The 2,744-nt window shown below is 41.3% G+C and carries 3 protein-coding genes and 1 pseudogene; 3 read left to right on the forward strand and 1 reads right to left on the reverse strand.

Features of this window, described 5'->3' with window-relative positions:
• Window positions 1–932, forward strand: a pseudogene (locus ACT3SX_RS14655) (hypothetical protein); the annotation flags it as partial.
• Between the two features lie 86 nt (window positions 933–1,018).
• Here ACT3SX_RS14655 and ACT3SX_RS14660 read toward each other — a convergent pair.
• Window positions 1,019–1,639 carry a glutathione S-transferase family protein gene (locus ACT3SX_RS14660; protein WP_442061990.1) on the reverse strand — a complete coding sequence of 207 codons (621 nt, stop codon included), beginning with the start codon at window positions 1,637–1,639 and terminating at the stop codon, window positions 1,019–1,021.
• Between the two features lie 151 nt (window positions 1,640–1,790).
• On the opposite strand from ACT3SX_RS14660, the gene ACT3SX_RS14665 reads away from it, so the two are divergent.
• Window positions 1,791–2,057: an ACT domain-containing protein gene (locus ACT3SX_RS14665; RefSeq protein ID WP_442061987.1), complete on the forward strand. Its 267-nt coding sequence runs from the start codon at window positions 1,791–1,793 to the stop codon at window positions 2,055–2,057.
• A gap of 426 nt (window positions 2,058–2,483) precedes the next feature.
• Entirely contained in the window at window positions 2,484–2,609 is a 126-nt protein-coding gene (locus ACT3SX_RS14670) for a hypothetical protein (protein ID WP_442061985.1), read from the forward strand.
• The last annotated feature ends 135 nt before the right edge of the window (window positions 2,610–2,744 follow it).

Here is a 2,744-nt window from a genome sequence, read left to right on the forward strand (position 1 = left end):
GTGAAGATATTACTCTTTATAATATCGTTTCTGACAACAACACTCGTCAAGGCATCACTATCGTCGATGGCGATGGTATCGATATTATCAATTCTGTATTCAAGAATACCAACGGCTCCACCCCAGCAGCAGGTATCAATATAGAGCCAAACAACGGTGATCTAGTTACCAATGTCAACATTATCAGCTCACAGTCTTTGAACAATGAAGAGTATGGACTCGTCATATCAGAACGCGCTTCTGGGGTCGATCATGAAATCAATAATGTATTGGTAGAGGGTAATCAGATTATTGGCAATGGTTTTGATGTTCGTATCAATGGCGTGAGCGACAGTCAGTTTTTTGATAATTTTATTGATGGTGTTGATACGGCATTAAGTGATGATGGCCGAGTTTTGGCGAGTATTATCTTCAACAATGAAACGAGTGGAAATACCGTGAGCGGTAATACGGTGGTTACAACGGGTAACGAAGTTGGACGTGCCGATATTGATGACAGAGGTCAGGACAATGAGTTGTATGACAATGTAGTGATGGGCACAGATAGAGATGATGATCTAAAAGGCGGCTTGGGTAGTGAGGTTATTAATGGTGGCTTAGGTCGGGATGTACTAACCGGTGGTGATGATGCAGATACTTTCTCATTTGATAGTGAGCTGAGCGCCGATAATATAGATACTATCGTAGATTTTAGCTCAGATGAAGGTGACAAAGTTGCGTTAAGCGAAGTGGTCTTTGGCGATGTCAGTCTCGATAAGCTAGAAAACAATTGGTTGGTCACAGATGATGAAGAGGTTGATAGCAATACTCGAATTATCCAAAAAGGCGATGATTTATACTTTGATGCAGATGGATCTGGCACTGATTTCTCAGAGGTTCAATTTGCGACAGTGAATCAAGCGCTGACGGTAGATGACTTTGTGGTTATGTAGCGTATACTAGGTGCACGCGCTTGACTGTACTAAGAAAGTTTAAACTATTGCAAACACAAAAAAGGTGAGCCGAAGCTCACCTTTTTTTATAGTTTCACAAAGTTGGGTAGTGATTCGATACGTTTAAGCCAATTGAGTAAATTTTTATAAGGCAATAACTCCAGCCCACCTTCCTCCGCATTATGCGTATAGGCATATAAGCTGATATCCGCAAGACTCACATCATCTCCTAGTACATAGGTTTTATTTTGAAAATGTTCGTTCAAATAACTAAGAATGTCTTTTGACTTATCAAGCTTCTGCTGATATTCGGCCAGTCTACTGGGTATCATGTTCTGGAACTTTTTAATAAAACGCAAAGAGGCTATGTTAGGTCGAACTTCGGTTTGTTCATAGAGTAACCATTGCCACATTTCTGCGTATTTTATGGCAGCGTTTGGAATAAGTGATGAGCCGTCCGCCAAATATCTGATGATCGCATTCGACTCTAGTATTTTGGTAGGTTTGCAATCAATAGATGAGTCGTCAGGTTCGATTAATAAAACTGGTACTTGACCTAGTGGATTGATTTGCAGGAATGCCTCTTGTCGGCTTTCTTGCGTCAATATATCGACCTCAATCCATTGGTAATCAATGTTTAATAACGCGCAAGTTAGGCGCGTTTTATAGCTATTTCCGGATATTTTATTACCGTATAGGGTGTACATGGCTTATCCTTGTTATGACAATCAAGTGGCAATATACCTATCATCAGCATTGAATGCTAGGGTTAAGTACATTCAGGAGTTAGGCCATGTCAGGAATTACAGATATCAATGAGCTGTTGGGTTCGATGCAGCCCGCATTGGCGCTAAGCTTATGGAGACAGAAGGGCTGACTCTGGTTTTGACAAAAGACAAAGCTGATGAGGCAGGTTTGAATTACGAAGGCGTGTTTCGGCAAATCACTTTGACGGTGCATTCAAGCCTAGAAGCGGTCGGTCTAACCGCAGCCGTGTCAACCAAACTGACCTCAAAAGATATCAGTGCCAATGTGATCGCTGCCTATTATCATGACCATATATTTGTGTCGAATGATAAGGCGGAGCAGGCGCTATCTGCGTTAAAAGAACTGAGTAATATATAACGTTTTTTATAAGTAAGTGAGCTATTTCCCGCCTTCCACTTGTATCTGCCAGTCTGGGCGCGGCGGCGACACGAATTGAGATGTTACTGTTACCTCGACACCACCTCAAACTCTAGCCACCGCAACTCGCCTAAACTAGCAGGATACCGATACAGTCGGGGCTAGCGGCGGCATCGTGTTCTTGCAGATATTTGTCGTGGTTCGATTCTACAAATTAAAAGGTCGGTAGTGTGAACGTAACCTGAAAGCCGTAAAAACGAAGTACTGCTTTGTTAAGCTTGCAAGGAAAATCCTTTAAATAGGTTTTTTTATCAGTGTCAAAACAATATAATTGATGACTAAAAACCCAGCTTGCAAAGCTAACCCAACAAATAAAAGAGACGTATAAAAATGAGTAATTAATTTTACACTGATCTATCCACGTCGTTGAATCAAGCATCGACGATTGCCAAAGGCGAAGTTGGGCCTAGTCGCAAGTTCAGTCATGAGATACCTGATATCAAATCGATCCGTACTGATACAGAGTTATCGCAACAGCATTCCGCCGAATAAATATTAGATTCTAAGGTTAAAATATGCGTAAATATGTACTCGTATTAGCCAGTCTTTTATTAGTAGCTTGCCAGCCAGAGGCGTCTAATAACTTAAATGACATCCAGAGTAGTAACCTTGAGCTAGATGAAAGTT

Source organism: Psychrobacter sp. AOP31-B2-9 (assembly GCF_052378005.1).
Taxonomy (GTDB): Bacteria; Pseudomonadota; Gammaproteobacteria; order Pseudomonadales; family Moraxellaceae; genus Psychrobacter.